The organism is Flammeovirga sp. OC4, from assembly GCF_000812565.1.
GTDB lineage: Bacteria > Bacteroidota > Bacteroidia > Cytophagales > Flammeovirgaceae > Flammeovirga.
Genome location: NZ_JTAM01000012.1, coordinates 1 through 20,673 on the forward strand (window position 1 = coordinate 1; position 20,673 = coordinate 20,673).

Below are 20,673 nucleotides of genomic sequence, written 5' to 3' on the forward strand. Positions count from 1 at the left end.
CCTAAATGATTTTAAACTCGCTAAAGCTCAAACAAGAAAATCATTTTTAACGGCTCATTCCATGAAATTTTTAACGCTTTTCCCTTCAAGGCCGAGGAAAGTACTGCCAAACGAATTGGGTAGAATGCCACTGGCGCGAATGTTAAGCGTTAGCGGCATTCGTGTCCTACAGATCAACAGAAATCTCCTGATTTCTAAAAATCATAAATATTCGAAAACTTAGTTTACAATGTATTTAATACATTGTAAACTAAATTGAAGTTAACTTCTAATCAATCTTTCTACTTTTTTTTATAAGGTCGATTTTCAAGCTTCCTTCTTCTTCATTTTTGTCTTAACACAAAAACGAAGCAAAAAAGTCAAGGCTTTGAAGTCAAAAGCTAAATTTCATTCCATTCGCCTAAATGATTGCTTGATTACAGATAAAAAAAATGAGGATTTTATAATAATCTTTTAAAAAGCAGTTCTGTAGGGTCGTTGCAATGCAACGTCCTCGCGAACCACAATACATAACCATTTATCCTTCATAAAAAGAACTTCTTTAATTAATGAAAATTGATTTTATAATGTGTTTAATCAATGATCACATTAAGGTGGTCTTCTTTTCTAATCTTAAAATTTAAAGGAGTAGACCACTTTTTATGCTCTCCATCTTTGTGGCCTAGAATCTGACTTTTCTGAGTAGTGGAGTTCACCACAAAATCATTTGATTTTAAGTTAGTACCTTTTGATACATTATTGTCTTTGAGAATTTGAACATCAAAATTGATAAGATTATGAAGGGAGGACTTAGCTGAAAATTTTGCTTTGAGGAGTCCATCATTTAATTTTTTTGATGTTGTATCCAAGTCCATAGGATGAGTTTGAGCTCCTTTGTCTACAGTTATCGAAAAAGCTTTTGAAGTGATTTTCTGACCATTGATATGAATTGTATATTCATTCTGTACTTGATTTTGTAATCCCATAAACTTTACCTTAAAGTAGTTCTTTAAAGTTTTGCTGTTGAATTGCATCAAACTATTGTTGTTGATCAAAGTATCAAAACCAATCCCTGCGTTACAAAAAAAGTATTGATCATTGATAAGTGGAGCATTGATATGAATTACCTTTTGATGATATATAATTTTTATCGCCTTTTTTAGTCGTGCAGGTATACCAAAGTGCTCGGCTAGTCTATTCCTTGATCCACAAGGAATGATCCCAAAAATCTTATCTGTTCCAACTAACGATTGTGCTACTTCATTTACCGTAGCGTCTCCACCAATTGCGACTATGATATCAAAATCATTTAATAGAGATTTTGCTAACGTTGAGGCATGACCAGGATATTCAGTGTAGACAATATGTACGTTGATCCTTTTACTTGCTAATGCTTGTTGTGCAAGGTGTGCTGCTTTAATAGACGAACCATTCCCAGATTTTGGATTCGTAATCAATATTATGTTAGGCATGATGAATTTGTTTTAAAATAAGATTTTAAAAAATTACTCGTCCTTAACCATCAACCAGTTATTAAAAAAAGAATATAACAAAGCAGTCCCTCAGTTATGAGGTTATTATTCATAAGGTGTGATATAATTTTAGTTCATTTTGTAAGGTAATTCGGCAAATTTTTATAGTCTTTATAGTCTTAAATTTCACACCACCAGTAGAATAGTAATCTTAATATAAGGTAAAGCTTGATTACATTTTTTTAGGTTAAGTTTCTATTTTCATAAATATATAAAAAAAACAGCATTTTCTCTTTTGATTCAGAAAAAATGCTGTTTCTATAGTCTAAAAGGAGATCATAGCCTTATTCACTATCATAAGCCCATTTGATGTAAAGGGAACCCCATGTAAACCCTCCACCAAAGGCCGCTAAAACTAGGTTATCGCCTTTTTTAAATTTCTTTTCAAAATCCCATAAAACCAAAGGAATAGTGGCACCAGTAGTATTTCCATATTTTTCAATGTTGATACACACTTTTTCTTTCTCTAGTTTCATGCGTTTGGCAGTTGCATCAATAATTCTCAAGTTGGCTTGATGTGGGATAAGGTAAGCAACATCTTTTGCAGAAAGTTGGTTTCTTTCTAAAATAGAAGCAGCGGCAGAAGCCATATTTGTTACTGCATGTTTAAAAACCGACTTACCATCTTGGTAGAAGAAGTGTTCGTTTTCAGCTAAATGTTGTAATGAAAGTGGATAAGCTGATCCTCTTTTTACATTTAATAGGTCTTTGCCTGACCCATCCGAGTGTAATACAGCATCCATTAGACCATATTCTTCGCTTGGTTCGAGTAGAACAGCACCTGCTCCATCTCCAAAAAGAATACATGTATTTCTATCAGTGTAGTCCATTACAGACGACATTTTATCAGCACCTACTACTACAACTTTTTTATAGTTTCCTGACTTAATAAAGTTGGAAGCCATTTCTAAAGCATATATAAATCCTGAACAAGCTGCAGAAATATCAAAGCTCATAGCATTGGATTGAATTGCGTCACAGACAATGTTGGCAGTAGAGATAAATCCCATATCTGGCGTTGATGTAGCACAAATCAATAAGTCAATCTCTTCTCCTTTAGCATTTGTTTTTTCTAGCAATGCTTGTACGGCATTTATCGCAAGTGTTGAAGTACCTTTATTGTCTCCTTTTAAAATACGTCTTTCCTTAATTCCTGTTCGAGAAGTGATCCATTCATCACTAGTCTCCACCATTTGCTCTAAATCGTGGTTTGTTAATTTGTCTTCAGGAACCCAGCCTGCTACAGCGGTAATCGCAGCATTTATTGGACTCATACGTTTGGTTACTTTTATGGTAATTGTGTGTAAGGAAGAAAAAAAAAGCAGTACAATGGGGTACTGTTTTTAATTAAACTTCGATGCAAAAAAAAGAATTTTTTTCGATTAAAGAAAAAATATCATTATATAAAGATGTTTTTTAGAGTTAATATTAAGGATAAAACATAAACCATTGTGAATGAATATTCACTTTAATGTAATGCAAAAAAAAGAGGCTATCTTTATAACATTCTGCGAATGAAGATAGCCCCTTTTTTTGTGCTTTTTAAAGCCTAATTTTCTTTTGGAAGGTGAAATTGAATAGGGTCTCCAACCTTACCTTTTAGAAGTGCAATGTCTAAAACTTCTTTTGCATCTTTAACAAAATGAAGTGTTAAACCATCTGTATATTTTTCTGGAATATCTTTCACATCTCTTTGGTTTCTCTCCGAGAAGATGATTTCTTTAATTCCAGCTCTTTTTGCTGCAAGTAGCTTTTCTTTAATACCACCTACAGGCAATACTTTACCTCTCAAAGTGATTTCACCAGTCATCGCCAATTTAGCTTTTACCTTACGTTGTGTAAAGATAGAAACCATAGAAGTAAGCATTGTGATACCTGCAGAAGGCCCGTCTTTTGGAACAGCACCAGCTGGTACGTGAATATGTAAATCATAGTTTTCGAAAATTCTATAATCGATATCATATACCTCTGCATTTGCTTTTAACCAAGACAATGCCGTGGTCGCAGATTCTTTCATCACGTCACCTAACTGTCCCGAAAGGGTCAATCTACCTTTACCTCTATTCAGTGAGCTTTCAATAAATAAGATTTCACCACCAACAGAAGTCCAAGCTAAACCAGTCACAACACCTGCATACTCGTTGTCTTGGTAGGTTTCTCTTTCAAAGATAGGAGCACCTAGGAATTTTACAATTTCATCTGGTCCAATTGTTTTCTTGTACTCTTCTTCAAGTGCGATAGATTTTGCAACCTTTCGAACAATAGAACCCACAGTTCTTTCTAAACCACGAACACCAGATTCTCTAGTGTAATTTTCGATTAAGAATTTTAAACCTTTAGCCGAAAGTGTAAAATCTTTTGCTTTTAAACCATGTTCCTTTCTTTGCTTAGGAATTAAATGTTTTTTAGCAATTTCCTCTTTCTCTTCAAATGTATAACCTGTAATCTCAATGATTTCCATACGGTCTCTTAAGGCAGGTTGTATAGTATCTAAAGAGTTGGCTGTTGCAATAAACAATACTTTTGAAAGATCATATTCTACCTCCAAGTAGTTGTCAACAAAAGAGCTGTTTTGCTCAGGGTCCAGTACTTCAAGGAAGGCAGAAGAAGGATCTCCTTTGAAATCTGAGCCGATTTTATCAATCTCATCCAAAATGAATACAGGGTTTGAAACGCCTGATTTTTTGATACTTTGAATGATTTTACCAGGCATAGCTCCTACATAGGTTTTACGGTGACCACGGATCTCCGTCTCGTCATGTAAACCACCTAATGAGATTCTATTATATTCTCTACCCAATGCTTTTGCAATAGAGCGACCAAGTGATGTTTTACCTACACCTGGAGGGCCATATAAACATAAGATAGGTCCTTTGATGTCATTTTTTAGTTTAAGAACAGCAAGGTATTCTAAAATACGTTCTTTTACTTTTTCTAAACCTTGGTGATCTTTATCTAAGATTTTTTGAGCATTTTTCAAGTCAAAAGAATCCTCTGTTAATTTATTCCAAGGGAGATCAAGCATAAACTCACAATAGTTCATTGATACTGCAAAATCAGCTGCAGCAGGATTTGAACGTTGAAGTTTTGCTAATTCTTTAAAGAAATGTTCCCTAACGTTGTCTGGCCAGTCTTTTTTAACAGCACGAGCTTTAAGTTCTTCAATTTCTTGATCAGGACCCTCCATTCCTAATTCACCTTGAAGTACTTTCATTTGCTGACGTAAATAGTAATCACGTTGCTGTTGATCAATATCTACATTTGTCTTTCCAGCAATCTCATTTTTGATTTCCAAAACGTTCACTTCCTTATTCATCAATTTAAGGAGTTTCTCGATTTTGGTTTTACCATCAGTGATCTTAAGGATTTTCACTTTTTCCTTAACATCTGCCGTGATGTTTGTGGCAATGAAATTGGCTAAAAATTCTAGCCCCTTGATATTCTCTAAAGCTAAAGAAGCTTCTTGAGGAATGTCACGGTTTAAGCTCAAAAGGTGATAAGCAGAATCTTTCAAAGATGATTCTAAAGCTTTCTCTTGATCTGGCGTTATATTTTCAAAGTTTTCCTCTTTGATGGCAACGTTTCCTTTTAAATAAGGAGTTTGTGTCGTCACATCAATCAGTTCAACTTTACTTCTTGCTTGGGCTATGATTGTACAGTTACCGTCTGGTAATTGTAAGATTTTTACGATCTGAACAAGTGTACCAAATTTATGCATATCGTCAAAAGATGGATCTTCAACAGCGGCATCTTTTTGAGCGATTGCAGTGATAAATTGTTTTTTATCGTAAGCCTCCTCTACAAGCTTTAAGGATTTTTCTCTTCCGATGGTAATGGGTAAAATCACATTAGGGAAGAGTACCATATTTCTTAGTGGAAGTATGGGTACCTCAAGTTCTGTAATTCCGTCTAATTGATATTCGCTACTATCATCTTCAGCAATCACTGAAATCACAGCATCATTATTTATATTTGATAAAAGCCCTTGGGCTAATGTATCTTTTGTTTTTCTCATAAATTGAGTTTGTCTTGTCTTTATTATGCCTATCTGCACAATCAGTATGGTTAGTATTATTCAATATTGTACCTAAATGGTAAATGCTGACATATTTTCATGCTCAACTGACAAAAGTGGCGCAACAATGGACGGTATATTATTTTGAATTTCCCTACGACTGTACGGAAACAATTTTTTTTACGTTATATAAATATAGAGATGTTTCAGGTATGAAATTATCTTTTATGGTAAATGTACAAAAGTACTAACTCAAAATGACTTTATACTACTTCTTCTTATTATTATATTACAATTTTTGGTTTCAAAAAACGTAGAATAGTACCACTTTTAGTGCGTTTTTTTAGCGTTATGCTTACAAAAAACAACAAAGAATCAAATTATGAACTAATTTTGGTTTAAGTACTCAATTAAATTAACATCTTTGATTATCTTAAAAGAATAGAGAGATAAGATAAACTATGGAAAAAACCTTCATTAGAAGCGGACTTAGTCTTTTATTCATCGTATTGTTGCTCATGCATAACCCAATATATGGACAAAGAAAAAAGAAAAAGAAGGCCGAATCACAAAATAAGGAACAACAAGACAGCGGACTGAAAATTTCTGAGTTTGAACCTACTTCTATCAATAAAGTAGTCAAGCTACCAGGATTAAAATTCCCGAATATAAATCGTATTCCATATTACAGAAACGACAAAGCTTTAGCTCAAATCTTAAGACTAGAAAGAAACAAACAATGGGCTGAATACAGACAACTATTGTATACTTATGTCACTTCTTTTGGCATTCAAAATTTTTTAAAGAAAGAAGACATGGATCTGATTTGGCGATTGGCCAAAGTGTCAGAACATGCAGGTGATAGGGCGTTAGCCAAAGAATCCTATAGACTTCTTCTAAGACATTATCGTGGTGACTTTTCAAAAGCATTGAAACATTACGATAACTTAGTTTTATTCGAAAAACCATTATATGCCAACCTAGATGACTACTATCGGTTGGTAGATAAAAGAGCATTAATTGATACACTTCAACCCCCTGAAGATGTATTGGTGGATATGGGTGGTCATGTGAACTCTCAATTTTCAGACTATGGAATGACATTAGGTGGCGAAGCTCAAAACAGGTTACTTTTTACAAGTAATAGAAGTGGTAGAGACACATCAGCTTTCAACAGACAGTTTAATCCTTCACATGCTAACGAGGATATTTTTGTATCCGAAAAGACTGAATTTGATATGTGGGGACCGGCTGAGTCATTTGATGAAATCAATACAAAATACAATGAAGGGTCACCATACCTTACAAAAGATGGAAATACACTTTACTTTATTCGTTGTATGACACCTGACGGTTTTGGAGATTGTGACATTTATGTCTCTCAAAAAAATGAAGATGGCAGTTGGGGTAAACCTAAAAATATGGGTCCGGGCATTAATTCTTACGCTTGGGATTCTCATCCTTCGCTGTCCATGACCGAGGATACTTTGTATTTTGCATCTGATCGTAAGGGCGGTTTTGGTAACGCTGATATTTATTTTAGTGTAAAGAAAAAAGATGGCAGCTGGGGTAAACCTAGAAATATAGGGCCATTTATTAATTCTAGAGGAAGTGAATTGAGCCCTCATCCCCATGTGAAATTTCCAGTTTTATATTTTAGTTCTTCTTTAGGTATTATCAATTTTGGGGGCTTTGATATTTATAAATCCTACATCGTTAAAGGAGAATTTACAGAGCCTAAAAACGTGGGTCCTTTGGTCAATGGTCCTGGTGATGAGTATTATTTTGCAATTGACTCAGAGGCGAAGCAACTGTATTACGCAAAATCTAAGGTCAAAGGAGATCCAAATCTAGATTTACAATCTTTCCCTCTTCCCATGGAGGCAAAACCAAACAATACAGTCCGTTTTTCAGGAAGAGTTGTAGAACCTACAACAGGTGAAGTTTTTAAAGGTGTAGTAACGATCATTGATTTATCGGATAGGGTGGAGGTAGCTCCAAAGGAAATCAGAGAAGATGGCTCTTTTGATTTTGAATTGGTCAACGAAAAGAAATACCTCTTGGTGATTGAAGGAGATAATTTTTTCCAGATTGAAGAAATATTTTTTGTAGAAGGAGATAGACATGTTCAAATACCTGCTATTTCTGTAAATAGTTCCCTTTCATTTGCATCCATTGATTTTGACCCTGGTAGTTCAAAGTTAAAACCTGAGATGGAAAACAATCTTCATTTAGTGGTTGACTTTTTAGTTAAACATGAAAATTACAGATTGTTGGTGACCGGACATACAGACTCAGATGGTAATTCAAAAGCCAATTTGAAATTATCTAAAGAAAGGGCAGAGTCCATTCGTAGGTTCTTGATCAATTACGGTGAGATGGAAGACAATCGTGTCATTGCCGATGGCAAAGGGGACGATGATCCTATCATTGTGAATCCTCAGAACGAAGATGAAAAACGGTTGAATAGAAGGGTAGAGTTTAAGATTTTCCTAGATGAATATAGAATTTCAGTTCCTGTAACAGATGATAATTTTGAGTGGAGTGATGACTAATTTTTGGAAAGTAGATGAATAACTTTCATATTTGACGAACTATAATATAATAAACACAATATTCATAATTGATTAACTGTCATGGAACAAGTAAAGTCTATCTCTTCGCAAGAAGCAATCGCTTTGGAGAAGAAATATGGTGCACACAACTATGCACCCCTACCTGTTGTATTAGAGAAAGGTGAGGGCGTTTTTGTATGGGATGTAGAGGGAAAGAAATACTATGATTTTCTTTCAGCTTACAGTGCAGTGAATCAAGGTCACGTTCATCCAAGAATCTTAGATGTGATGGTCAAACAAGCTTCAAAGTTGACTTTGACATCAAGAGCTTTCTATTCAGATCAGCTAGGTATTGCCGAAAAAATGTTATGTGATACATTTGGTTTCGAAAGAGCAATCCTAATGAATACAGGTGCTGAAGGAAATGAAACTGCTATTAAATTAGCAAGAAAGTGGGGTTACGAGAAGAAAGGTATTCCTGCAAATGAGGCAATCATTGTAGGTGTAGAGAAAAACTTCCACGGTAGAACGACGACGATTATCTCAGCTTCAACAGATCCTGTCGCAACAACGAACTTCGGTCCGTTTATGCCAGGTTTCGAAATTGTGCCTTATAATGATATTGCCGCTTTAGAAGAGGTATTACAAAACCCTAATGTAGCGGGTCTTTGGTTAGAACCAATTCAAGGTGAAGCAGGTGTTTACCTTCCTGAAGAAGGCTACTTGAAAAAAGCACAAGAACTTTGTAACAAACATAATGTACTATTTATGGTAGACGAAGTTCAAACAGGTGTGGGTAGAACAGGTAAATTGTTGGCTTCAGATTATGAAGAAATCAAGCCGGATATGATCATCTTAGGTAAAGCTATTTCAGGTGGTTTCTATCCTGTATCTGCAGTTTTATCTTCCAATGAAGTAATGGATGTATTGAATCCTGGTGAACATGGTTCTACTTACGGTGGTAACCCGTTAGCATGTGCAGTGATGATGGAAGCTTTAAACGTACTGAAAGACGAAAAGCTTACTGAAAATGCGTATGACTTAGGTGTGATTTTCAGAGCGAAGATGGAAGAACTTTGCGGAAAAACGGATTTACTAATTGGAGTAAGAGGTAAAGGTTTACTGAATGCACTTTTAGTAAATGATACGGAGGAAAGTTCTACAGCTACGAAGTTGTGCTATGCTTTAATGGACAAAGGTCTTTTAGCAAAGCCAACGCATGGTAATATTATCCGTTTTGCACCTCCTTTAGTAATTACTGAAGAGCAATTAATGGAATGTATTGCGATCATTGAAGAAGTCGTAATGAATTTTGAGAAGTAAATAATTTACTTCTATCAATCATATAGATCAAAAGGGCATCTGGTATTTAATTACTCGATGCCCTTTTTATTTTTAGGCGACTTGCGAGTAAGACTATTTTTTTCTAAAAATTTGATTTAATGTCTTTAGAAAATAATTAAAGGTGAACCCTGATAGAATTAAAATCAAACTATAGATTAAAAAATAAAAAAGAGATTTAGGGTGAAGTACTGTAAGATGCATTTCTGGAAGAATTAAAAACAAAAAGCAAACAATAAGTATGATGAAGATTAAACTTCCAAATTCAGTTTTTCCGAAAGCATCATTTTGTTTTTCTTGATTCATTTTGATATTTATTAGAGGATGAATGGTTAGTTATAGAAAGATGGGAGTTGATGATGTTATTGAGTCGAGTAAATTATTCTTTTTGTATTCATTCCTAGTTCAGGAGGTCTGTAAATCAAAGAAATAGGGACATAAATTCCGAAATATTACACTTCAAAATCTATGCCCCTATTTATAAAGTAGATCAACTACTTCAATAGATGATATTCTATTATAAAACCTCTTTTCCTTCCTCATCCACTGGATAAGGAATAAAAACGAAATTGACGAAGTCTTCATCAATTACGAAAAGACAACAAAATTCATCTGCATTTTTATAGTTCTTTTTAAACTCTTCATATTTCTCTGCAAGAATAAGTTCCTTTTGAAGGAATTCTTCAGCGAAAGAAACATTATAATTCCACTCTAGGAAATCCTTTTGTTGAGGCCCTACAATGTATTGCCCTACTTTCGCTTGTGTTTTGCTCACGGGAAAGATAGGGTATTGAGAAAAGTTTCTTTTTCTGATTTGATAGGAAGCTTCTTGAAGTACGGAATAGACTTTAATAAAATCTTTTGTAATTGTACCAAGGTATTTTCCTTGACTATTTAATTCTGGCGTATTCTGCATAATCTTTTCTTTGATTTGGAATCAAATTTTTCATTGACTCCCAATTACAAAATTCTAAAGTATTATTGATCGAAGCAAATCTCTTAAAGTAAAGTTAACTATTCAGTCGAAAATTGAGAGAATAAGCTTTACAAATCAATATGTTATAACGTTCTACCGAACCACAATGATCATTTACTATTCAAAAAAACATCATAATGCTCATTAAATTTTTACTTAATGATCACTTTTCGAGTGATTTGACCACCAATATCTAAAACATAAATCCCTGCATGTAATCGACTGACATCAATCGTTCCATTAGATATTTGATCTATATGTTGCACGCCATAGAGATCGAAAATCCTAACTTTTACTTGTTGAGATATTCCTTTAATATATAGTTGGTCTTCAGCAGGATTTGGATAAATATCTACTTTAACCACTTGGTTATCAATACTTGTTACCGTTCTTTCTTTTAAAACCAATGAGAACTCTTCCATTTTTTTGTCATTGGTTTTTAAAGAGAAAATACCATCCACTTTTATTTTATCCTTTGGCGAATAATTAATGGTAATATCCAAGCTTTCTTGAGGTCTTAAGAAATTCACATTCTCGTCATAAGAAATTGAGAATTCATCATTATCACTTACAAGAATTGAGGGTAATTCTAGGATGTCAGTTCCTTTATTGAGTATGGTTAGCGTGTAAGCATCAAAACCTGCAAAATCCACAGTACTGGGTTGTATTACTTCATTATTATGTGTCACCTCCAATACCGGAAGTAATGAAGTCATTTTTACGGTATAGCTGAAATGATTGGCAGAAGGTTCATCTGTTGTGATATGCACTTTTGAGTTATACTCTCCTGGTAAATGTGGAGTAGCATGCATGATCAGATTTTGTTTTTCAGAGGGTTGAAGTGTAATTGGAAGATCAAACCCCGAAAAATCCAGTGTATAACCATCGTTTAGGTCTACTGTGATGGTTTTTATGGTTAAAGGAGCTGCACCTCTGTTTTGAATGACATAAGTGTACTCAAAATCCCTTTCATAACTCAAAGGACCATATTCTTCTATATCTCCATTCCATACGGTAATGGTATTTTCAGGATTACTCATATAAAATTCAGACTTAACTGGATTTGCTGTTAACCTGACAGTTTGAATAGCATTTTTGTAATCTGATGTTTCTACTTTTAGTATTTCCTCAAGATGCTGATGTGCTTTCGATGAATTACATTGAATAACAACCTTACCATTTTCATTTGCCTTGATTTCATTTTGAGTAAATTCTTTAATTTCGAAATCGTTTTGACCTGTATTTTTGAAACTTACACCTTTTATGGTCAAAGGTAATGTACCTGAGTTTTGAACAAGAAGCGTAATTTCTTTGCCTGTATTGATATCAAAACGACCAAAATCAATAGGGTACGATTCTGAGACTAAATTACCTTCGTATTTTAATTCAGCTTCATGGTATTGATGGAATGCATGAACATTGAAGCGAATCGTTTTTTTTTCATGAGCATTTGAAACGATATCTATCGGAAAGCTTTTCTTATATGCATTATACCCATTAGGAGAATAGGTGAATGAAATTTTTTGACGTTCATTTATACCAATATCACCACCTGAATAGTCAAAAGAGAATTGATTATGGATGTCATAGATTTCAGAAAACTGAGTAATACTTAATACTTTATTTCCAATATTTTTGATATAAAGTTCATCAGTCACCATTGCATTATCTGATGTGGATTGCATATCAAACCCTAGGTTTTGAGTGATCTCTTGTCCATTTTTATCTTCAAAACGAATCATCGCAGCTTCAATGACTGTTGAAAAATCAACTTTAATTGTTGGAGCCTCTACATCTGTAGTATTGAATATAATCTCAACATTCTTTTTCCCGATACTAGAAGGAATTAACTCTAAGGTATACGTGAAAGATTCATTTGGTTGGATTGTGGTAAAAATACCGCTATTGGGCATATGGTACTCACGATCATTATTTTGGTTTAAAGTGACACCATTGATTGTTAAATCGGCATTACCTTTATTTTCTACCGTGAAACGGAATTGTTGAGTTGCATAGGGTAGAGGCTTTTCTGTAATAGTATTTTCAGGTTGGAGTAGATCACCTTTATAACTAATTTCTACCTCTGGTGATAATACATTTCCTATGACTTTTATTTGATGTTCATCCATTTGCCCTCTTTCAAGTTTATTCTTGATGATGGCTTCAAAAGCACCTTTTTTCATTGCTTTAAATGAAAGATTATTATTGTAAGTCGTACCTTTCCCGAAGCCTTGTTTTGTGTGGTAGGTAGAGATAAACTTGTTTGTTTCTGAATCAAATTCTGTTTTATCGACAAACATATAGCCTTCTCCAATATTTTCCATCTCAATAGTGAAACGTTTTATTTCTCCAATTAATACATCTCCAAGGTCAATTTGATTATTGACAATAGGATATTCAGGGCTACTTACTTTAAGTTCTCCATCATCTTTATTGACAATCGTGTTGATGGTAACAGAGGGAGCTTGTGGATCTGATGAAGAAAAAGTAAGAAATCCTTTATGTAAATCAATATTAGAAGCAGCAGAGTAATAAATATAAAAACTCCCAGCTTCATTAGGATGGATAGTCATCTCTCCAGAAGCAGGGAAATAACCAAAAATTCCTGTGTCATCAAAAGTAATTGTATTGATTGTCAATGACTCAGTTGAAGACTCATTTCTGACTATGATTTGTTGTGATAGAATGGGTGACGCTACTCCAGGATTACCAAAGTTGATAGTGTCCTTATCGTTTAATACATCTTCTGTATTATCACTGTTGACTTTGTATAGGCCTAATTTTCCTTGTGCATTGGATTGAAACGTTATGCTCAGAAATAGAATTGAAATTAGAATAGTAAATGTGTATTTCATCATTTATGTTAGTTGATAAAATGTGAGAGGTTAATTAAAATTATTTAAAGTTAGAGGACAAAAGTACGGGAGTTATTAGACGTAGCAAGTACAAGTAATAAAGTTGAGCTTGATGTTTACATTGTTATTTAGTGAACTTTCAGAATTTTATTTTGGTTAGATTTTGAAAACGATTTAATGTGTTGAAGTAGGTGTTTTTTACCATCTTTTTTGTAATCCTAAATTGTTTAACATCTGTTACCATGGTGTTTCGTACACTGTAAACTCAGTTATCGTCAACTTTTAATCGACTTCTCTATAAGCAATTATAGAATCTACTTTCAATCTTCCTTCTTTTTCATTTTTGTCTTAACAATAGACTACAACTGTACAAAAGGTATTAAACAAACAAAACCATTCTTAATGTTGCCAAAAAGAATGGTTTAGAAAGGTTGTTTGTCAGTTAATTTTATAATGTTTATAAACCTGCCATACTCTTATTATTTGAGATGACTTGTACTCTACCATAGTTGCCGTAAGCATCAAAAGCAGCTACTTTGATAGGTCCATCAATTTTCATTGGTGAAGTAAGCACTTTTGAATTTATGTCTAAAGTTTCTTTTACTGATGCATAGCGTATTTGTAGGCCAGGGTAGGCAACATTTACTTTTAATACATCATTTTCTAAATCAACTCCTACAGGAGGTATTCTGAAGTTACGTCCCCATGAAGCCAATCGGTTAAATTCTCTTTGTCCAACGGCATTTGCAAACACATTCCATTTTTGATCTAGATTTTTGAAAATCTCTTTTTCTTTATCTCCTTTTTTCACTACAGATTTAGACCATGCTCTTTCAGCTAATGCCATCATCTTAGGATAAAGTAAATATTCAGTGTCTTGAGGAGACTTTAAAGTTTCTGACCATAATGCCCCTTGTATACCTTTGATATGTGATAAGCCTTTAGCCGTCAAACGCTCTTTATCTTTCATTTCCTTTACGGTCAAATCACCACCTAAGCGTAGTTTATGACTCACCTCAAAGAAGTTAGTAGGCAGATAATTGAAAATGTTTCTTGTATCGTTATAATCACCCCAGTAGAAACCAGGTTCATCGACTTCTTTTGTATAAGCCATATCAAAGTAAAGGCTTGAAACGCTTGTCAGAATTACATCATATCCTTCATTTGCTCTCTTATAACCGAAATCTTCAGTACCAGAACCCCATGAGTTGTCCCATGCGTTTAAGGTCAAGTTTTCAGAAGACATACCCTCTGCATGATGAAGAATATCATCCCATAACTGTAATTTGATTTGGTTTGCTTTTGCAATATCAGCAAGTTTTACTGCATAAAATCCTTTCAATTCGTTAATACTCTTGATGCCATTTTCTTTCATATACTCTTGACATAGAGGAGATTTTTCCCAAACACCATGTGCTACCTCATCACCGCCAAGGTGCATTGTTTCTAATGGAATACCTGCTTGAGCATAAATCGTTTTAAATTCTCCGATCAAATCATTGATAAATGTATACGAAGATTCTTGGCAAGGGCAGATTGTATTATCGTTGAAGCCTTGTACAGAAGAATACTCTGACTCATCATTTGGATCGTGAAGAATATACTTATCAGCTTCTTCATTTTCTTCCACCTTACGAAGATTTTCAGCTCTAAACTTCATTGCATTAATGGCAATACGAGCATGTCCAGGAAGATCTACTTCAGGGATAATTGTGATATTTCTCTCATCAGCATAACGGATAATTTCAATGTAATCTTCCACCGTGTAATAACCGTTGGAAACATTTTCAATACCTTCAGCACCAGAACCGTAAGAAGGTAACGTACTGTATTCCGAAGTAGGGTGTTTACGAATACTACCAATCTCTGTCAATTCTGGGAATTTCTTCAATTCAATTCTCCAACCTTCATCGTCTGTTAAGTGGAAATGTAAAGTATTCATTTTGTAGAATGACATTACATCCAGAAGGTTTAAGACCGTTTCTTTGGTTTGGAAGTTTCTTGCAACATCTAGCATAAATCCTCTGTAACCGAAACGAGGTTGATCTTTAATTTTAGCTGTTTTGATGCTGTTTGCTTCTCCTTGGATAGGGAGAAGACCTCTTAATGTTTGAATACCATAAACGATTCCTTTTTCTTGACCAGAAATTTTGATATTGTTTTCATTGATATCCAAAGTGTAAGCCTCCTCAGAATCATTAACTTTATGTAATGTTAGATGAATAGCTTTTTCAGTTGCCTTTGGAACGATTTCTAATTCAACTCCAGTAGCATCCTTAAAGTAACTTTGTAATAACTTAGCTTGTTTTGTTGTATTTGCTGCCGCCTCGATTTGCTTTAAAGTTGTAATATCGATGCTTGATTTTCCTTCAATTACTGAATAAGGAGAAGGAATTATTTTCTGAGCTGTCGTTAATTCAATTTCAGATAACTTGCTATTTTTCTTGTATCGGATCTCTTTCGTTTCTACCTCATAAGTATCTGTAGCAGATATTTTAGCCATTGAAGGCTCTAAGTCACTGTAAGAATAACTTGGTGTATAAAACTCTTTCTTATTGTTTTTATTGAAAATAAAGTAAAACCCTTGAGCTCTATCTGTATACTTAATAACTGCACTGTTGGTATAAAGAGGAACAATTATGCTATCACCTGTAGTTAAACCTTTAAATGTTTTTTTAGGTGTAATTTTAAAGAAATCGCCATTAATTCTCTCAATGTTGACATCCTCACCTGCAAGGTCTACATTTAAATCTGTACACGGTTTATTGTTGAAATATAGTTCCCAATTATCCTTATCAAGGTTTTGTTTGCCTACATTTTTTATGGTTAATTCTGCAAATGATTCATTTTTTTCATTCGCATCGTTTGTTCGTTGTTTCCAATGTATTGTGATATCCTTAGTGCTTTTTTCTTTTGTACTTACGCAAGAGAAAAGTCCCAAAAATAACACGAATAAAAGATAGTTGAATGTCCTCATTATAGTATATTCTATTGTTCCTTGGCACAGCCAAAACATAATTCGATATTATTTCTATAAGCAATTTATTATTTAATAAGTGTAGAAAGAAAACTTTTAGCTGAGAGGCATGTTTTTCAAGTCAAACAACATAAAAACGCTGTTTAATGTATTTTGGTAGAAATGAAAAGTAGGTCTAATCCCTGCTATTGAGGTCTTGTTAGCACATTTACTATAATCTATCATAGGGTATACCTGCCTTATTTTATCTCTAGGCTTGATAGTAGGATGATATAGAAAAGAGGAGAAATAGCCTAAAAACGGAAACGAGCACCATAGTTTTTACCATGATGCTCGAAATTTAATGTTTCACCTCAATGTCACTTATTTTAACCTTGTGGAGTTATTGTTCCAAAAGATAATTGAGGATGTAAATATTGTACCTTACGGGGTAAATGAAGAAGATAACAAGACAAACATATGCAAAGTACATAAAGTAAAGATGCATGCTTTGTCGGTCTTCATTTCCTTTGTTTTTCCATTCCTTCTTGAAAAAAGACAATTGGCTAAGTTGAGCACTTTCAATGTTCAACTTTCGGTCATTCAGAATGCTAATATTTTCATTGGATAAGTTTTGAGCTGCTGTTGTTGTTGGCTCTTTTGAGAAATGATCAGTTAGAAAAGGTAAAGCTCCTGATCCAATTAGGAAAAGGGCGAAAAAGAAGTATCGAACTTCTCTCACGATTATTTTTTTTACCTTTTGCACGTACACATAGTTTAATAGAATTGTAAATTAACTTTGCTTTTTAAAACGAGGTAGAACAATCGAGGTTGGAAAATTGACAGTTGAATTTAGAAAAGTTGTTTTATTATAAGGGTTTTTAAAAGAATCCCTGCCGTTATATAAAAATAGCCAATAACCTTTTAAAGGTTATTGGCTAATAAAAGAGAATGAATTGATGTTTATTTCAATTTCATGTCTTCAATAATTTTAGCAACTCTTTCTTCTAAAGTAGCATCTGCAGCATCAAATTCGTCTGCTGATGAGATAGAAGTATTTACGCTAAAGTAGAATTTGATTTTAGGCTCAGTACCTGATGGACGAGCAGAAATCTTAGTACCATCTTCTAAGAAGAACTGTAATACATTTGATTTAGGAAGATCAATTGTACACTCTGCTTTTGTCACTAAGTCTGTAGCTACTGAAGATTGGTAATCTCTCATTTCAAGAACAGTAGAACCGTTGATTGTTGCAGGAGGATTAGCACGTAGTTCTTTCATCATGTTCGCAATTTCCTCAGCACCGCTCATACCTTTCTTAGTAATTGAGATTAATTTCTCTTTGAAGTAACCGTGCTCAACGTAGATGTCGATCAATTGGTCGAACATTGATTTACCTTCATTTTTATAGTAAGCAGCCATTTCGCAGATCATTGAAGATGCAGCAACAGCGTCTTTGTCTCTTACAGAATCACCGATCAAGTAGCCATAAGATTCCTCACCACCTACGATGAAGTTTTCTTTTCCTTCTTTCTCTTTGATTATTTCAGCAATGTATTTGAAACCAGTCAAAACATTGTAGCAAGGTATTCCGTTTGCTTTTGCAAAACGATCAATTAGGTCAGTAGTAACGATTGTTTTACAAACGAAATCATTGTCTTGTGCCTTACCTTCTTTCTTACGAGCAGAAATCACGTAGTTGAATAATAAAGCAGCAGTTTGGTTACCGTTTAATAAAGTCCACTCTCCTTTGTGATTTTTGATCGCAATACCCACACGGTCAGCATCAGGGTCAGTACCCAATAAGATGTCAGCATCAATTTCTTTTGCTTTTGCTAAAGCCATGCTCAATGCTTCCGCTTCTTCTGGGTTAGGATAAACTACAGTAGGGAAGTTACCGTCTACTACTGCTTGTTCTTCGATGATATGGACGTTGTCAAATCCAAGTCTTTCCAAAATACGTGGTACCATAGTGATACCTGTACCGTGAATCGAAGTGAAAACAATTTTCAAATCCTTTTGTGCTTTGATTGCTTCAGGAGAAACAGCCAAACCTTCTAACATATCTAAGTAAGGTTCGTCTACCTCTTTGTTGATTTTCACAACTTCTCCGGCTCCGCCTTCCCACTTCACGTCTTCGATAGATTCGATTTTTCTTACTTCAGCAACGATATTACCATCATGTGGAGGTACTACTTGACCACCGTCTGCCCAATATGCTTTAAAACCATTGTATTCTTTAGGGTTGTGAGAGGCAGTAAGTACAATACCTGTATGACAACCTAATTCTCTAATCGCAAAAGATAATTCTGGAGTAGCACGAAGTTCATCAAATAAATAAACTGTAAATCCGTTGGCTGCTAATACGTTTGCAGCAACTTCAGCAAAAAATGAACTGTTATTTCTACAGTCATAAGCAATAGCAGCTTTAGGAGTACCTTCTACTTGTTGTTTTACATAATTTGCTAATCCTTGAGTAGCCATACCAACAGTGTATTTGTTCATTCTGTTAGTACCTACTCCCATAATACCACGTAATCCACCTGTACCGAATTCAAGTGACTTATAAAAACTTTCTTTGAGTTCTTGTTCGTCTTCGGTCTGCAAGCGTTTAATTTCTGTTTTAGTTGCTTCGTCAAAAGGTCCTTCCAACCAAGCTTGTACGTTTTGGTTTATTATTTGATCCATTATAATATATAAGATAAGATTGGTATATACGCGTGCAAATTAATATAAAACAATAATATGTTTACGGTGATTTATATCAATTCCTTCGAATATCTTTTTAAAATTGTTTAAAAATGTTAATTTGGTATATTACAACCGTTTGAAATAAACCCAAACACCCACCAACGAATTTAACTCATAACATGTTTACCTATTATCAGATACTAGAAATTGACGAAAAAGCCTCAGAAAAAGAAATTAAACGTGCTTACAAACGAATGGCTAAAAAGTACCATCCAGATGTAAGTAGTCATGAAAATGCGGAAGAGTATTTTAAGTTGATTATTTCGGCTTATAATAACCTTTCCAATCCGTCTCAAAGAGAATTATATGATGCTTGGCTTTTTCAAGAACGGACAAAAACAAAAAAGAGGAGGGTTTCTCTCCCTAAAAACTACCAACCTGCTTATTCAAATGCTTCGAAAAAGAAAGAAGACCGAGAAGTGGTACGCTGGGGAATGGTTTCCGTTATTGGTTTCTTTTGCTTAGTCATCACTTTTATTGGGGTAAATAATTATCTCAAGGACAAAAAAGTAGAAGAACAAATCGCATATGAATATTCGTTACTTCAGAAGGCACAAAGGGCAGCTCAGATCAATGATTATGTTACCGCTTTTACCATTCTGGAGGCTGTCGAGTACGATATGCAATACCTTTATACGCAACATCGAAAGTTGTACGACAGTTTGCATTCAGTCTTAAAAAATACCTCTCTACAGTTATTTGAAGAAAAAGAATATACTTCTCTGCATTATCTTTTAACTGACTTAAGAGATAGCTCCAACAATGTGTTAACGGAGCAAATGTTATGGCAATTGGCACTTTCTCAATTCAATATTCAAGAGTACAATAACAGTGCAAAGACGTTTCGAACATTGATTACTAAAAATAAATGGAATTATGATGCTTATGCTGCTTATTCTGAAGTGTATTCATCAGGGTTAAATTCACCTGAAAAGGCAATAGACATTCTTACAGAAGGCGTATTGGTGACAACAGAGGAATATGCATCTACTTACGGAGCAGCCTATGCTGTTATTCTCAACGGAGAGGACATTCCAAATACTCACTTCAACCTGTATTATTTAAGAGCACGACTGCTCATGCAATTGGAAAGACATAAGGAAGTCATTCGAGATCTTAATTGGGCATTACGATTAAGACCAAACAACGAAAAACTACATTTTATTTTAGGAAATATGTATTCCAAAATAGGTGAAAAAGACAAAGCATGTGAAGCATGGGTGGAGGCAGAACGACTAGGTCACATACCTTCTACAACAATGTTATACAAATATTGTGTGAAACCAAACTCTTGATTTGAAGTAGAAATCTTTTGGATTTTCAGCGTGTGACTTACTCTTTCGTGATGATTTTCTTAAAAGAATGATTACGTCAAGCTATTAAGAAATGGACAGCATAGGTATTTTTCTTTTTGGAAGAAAAAAGCCTATGCTGTTCTTTTTTATGGGTTATTGCTGTATTCAGTTTGAAATATGAATTTCAATTTACAGCAATTGAAGTACTGCAATAGGGATTAATACAAGAATATGCAATACTACTTTTTTTGACGATGGTCGAATGATAATGAAACATGAACCTGTATCGATTGTGTACTTTGACGAGTAGTATTTAAGTAGTTCATTTTTTTGAGTGGCTAAAGTGAATACCTAAATTTTCGATAGCTAATCAGTTATGATTTAGGATTATTACTAAAAACAATTATTCACTTACAAC

At 34.2% G+C, this 20,673-nt stretch carries 12 protein-coding genes; 4 read left to right on the forward strand and 8 right to left on the reverse strand.

The window, feature by feature from the left end:
- On the forward strand, positions 1 to 223 hold a 223-nt coding region (locus tag PL77_RS32290), incomplete at its 5' end, for a hypothetical protein (RefSeq protein ID WP_044204701.1).
- A gap of 349 nt (positions 224 to 572) precedes the next feature.
- On the opposite strand, the gene PL77_RS30420 is transcribed toward PL77_RS32290, so the two are convergent.
- From PL77_RS30420 to lon, 3 genes are all read right to left on the reverse strand, one after another.
- The gene (locus PL77_RS30420; protein ID WP_052444309.1) at positions 573 to 1,451 is read right to left on the reverse strand and encodes a diacylglycerol kinase family protein; all 879 of its coding nucleotides are present in this window, start codon (positions 1,449 to 1,451) and stop codon (positions 573 to 575) included.
- Between the two features lie 344 nt (positions 1,452 to 1,795).
- Positions 1,796 to 2,785: a beta-ketoacyl-ACP synthase III gene (locus tag PL77_RS10695; protein WP_044204704.1), complete on the reverse strand. Its 990-nt coding sequence runs from the start codon at positions 2,783 to 2,785 to the stop codon at positions 1,796 to 1,798.
- A 275-nt stretch (positions 2,786 to 3,060) separates the two neighbouring features.
- Positions 3,061 to 5,526 carry an endopeptidase La gene (gene lon, locus PL77_RS10700; protein WP_044204706.1) on the reverse strand — a complete coding sequence of 822 codons (2,466 nt, stop codon included), beginning with the start codon at positions 5,524 to 5,526 and terminating at the stop codon, positions 3,061 to 3,063.
- A gap of 461 nt (positions 5,527 to 5,987) precedes the next feature.
- On the opposite strand from lon, the gene PL77_RS10705 reads away from it, so the two are divergent.
- Both PL77_RS10705 and rocD read left to right on the forward strand, forming a co-directional pair.
- Positions 5,988 to 8,081, forward strand: a complete 2,094-nt coding sequence (locus PL77_RS10705; protein WP_044204709.1) for an OmpA family protein — start codon at positions 5,988 to 5,990, stop codon at positions 8,079 to 8,081.
- A gap of 81 nt (positions 8,082 to 8,162) precedes the next feature.
- Positions 8,163 to 9,404, forward strand: a complete 1,242-nt coding sequence (rocD, locus tag PL77_RS10710) for an ornithine--oxo-acid transaminase (protein WP_044204711.1) — start codon at positions 8,163 to 8,165, stop codon at positions 9,402 to 9,404.
- Between the two features lie 535 nt (positions 9,405 to 9,939).
- Here the strand turns inward: rocD and PL77_RS10720 are convergent.
- The 5 genes from PL77_RS10720 to PL77_RS10740 all read right to left on the reverse strand — a co-directional run bounded on the left by PL77_RS10720 (position 9,940) and on the right by PL77_RS10740 (position 18,897).
- Positions 9,940 to 10,338 (reverse strand): hypothetical protein, encoded by a 399-nt coding sequence (locus PL77_RS10720; RefSeq protein ID WP_044204717.1) that lies wholly within the window; start codon positions 10,336 to 10,338, stop codon positions 9,940 to 9,942.
- 212 nt (positions 10,339 to 10,550) lie between these two features.
- Positions 10,551 to 13,256 carry a choice-of-anchor D domain-containing protein gene (locus tag PL77_RS10725; RefSeq protein ID WP_044204718.1) on the reverse strand — a complete coding sequence of 902 codons (2,706 nt, stop codon included), beginning with the start codon at positions 13,254 to 13,256 and terminating at the stop codon, positions 10,551 to 10,553.
- A gap of 454 nt (positions 13,257 to 13,710) precedes the next feature.
- Positions 13,711 to 16,230 (reverse strand): family 20 glycosylhydrolase, encoded by a 2,520-nt coding sequence (locus PL77_RS10730; protein ID WP_044204720.1) that lies wholly within the window; start codon positions 16,228 to 16,230, stop codon positions 13,711 to 13,713.
- Between the two features lie 382 nt (positions 16,231 to 16,612).
- A complete protein-coding gene (locus PL77_RS31750; protein WP_156152318.1) occupies positions 16,613 to 16,975 on the reverse strand; it encodes a hypothetical protein in 363 nt (120 codons plus the stop codon).
- Positions 16,976 to 17,172: 197 nt separating this feature from the next.
- The gene (locus tag PL77_RS10740; protein WP_044204726.1) at positions 17,173 to 18,897 is read right to left on the reverse strand and encodes a phospho-sugar mutase; all 1,725 of its coding nucleotides are present in this window, start codon (positions 18,895 to 18,897) and stop codon (positions 17,173 to 17,175) included.
- A 182-nt stretch (positions 18,898 to 19,079) separates the two neighbouring features.
- Between PL77_RS10740 and PL77_RS30425 the strand changes: the two genes are divergently transcribed.
- Positions 19,080 to 20,255, forward strand: coding sequence for a M48 family metallopeptidase (locus tag PL77_RS30425; RefSeq protein ID WP_052444311.1), 1,176 nt, complete (start codon positions 19,080 to 19,082; stop codon positions 20,253 to 20,255).
- Positions 20,256 to 20,673 lie beyond the last annotated feature (418 nt).